Origin of the sequence: Helicobacter sp. 13S00482-2 (assembly GCF_002272795.1) — a bacterium.
Classification (GTDB): Bacteria; Campylobacterota; Campylobacteria; order Campylobacterales; family Helicobacteraceae; genus Helicobacter_J.
The window spans coordinates 1-573 of record NZ_MLAT01000077.1 but is presented as its reverse complement, the minus strand read 5'-3'; the positions used below and the strand labels follow the sequence as shown (position 1 = coordinate 573).

Annotated in this window: 1 protein-coding gene; it reads right to left on the bottom strand. The window is 25.0% G+C overall.

Going from position 1 to position 573, the window contains the following annotated elements; translation table 11 throughout:
- Positions 1-573, bottom strand: a 573-nt coding sequence (locus tag BKH42_RS09190; RefSeq protein WP_143428627.1) for a DUF2326 domain-containing protein, incomplete at both ends; no start/stop codon positions are given.

The window sequence follows — 573 nt, the reverse complement described above, 5'->3', positions numbered from 1 at the left end:
TTTCAAGTTTATTAATATCAATTAATTCAACTTTGTCATGTGCTACAAAATGTGGAAAATTGAGATTTAATTTATTAATAAAATCTATATAGGCTAAATCAAAGGCTGAGATGATAGCTTGTTTTTTACCACTACCTTCATTTCCTTTTGTGTTTTTGGAATAAAACTTAATTGGTTCTTTATTTTTATATTCATAAGAAACAATAAATCCAATTTCATATAAAAGCTTCGAATAATTAGTAAATGATTCATTGAAAATAGCCAATTTATTATCAAAATCTTCAAGCTCTTTATTCATCTTTTTATTTAATTCCAAAAGATCTTCTTTGGTAGATTCTATTTCTTTCTCTATTTTCCCCAACTCAATTAGCATTTTTTCATTTTGTCCTTTTTCTTCTGCTAACTTTTCTATTTCTTGATTTAACTTCGTATATTCTGTCAAAGATCCTGTTTTTGATAGTTTTTCTAAAATTTGCGAATATTGAGTAGATAGATAATCCCTATTTTTTCCTAATTCTAGCATCTTTATTTCTAGTTCTTTTATCTTGTCTTTTAGATAATTTGCCTCATTTT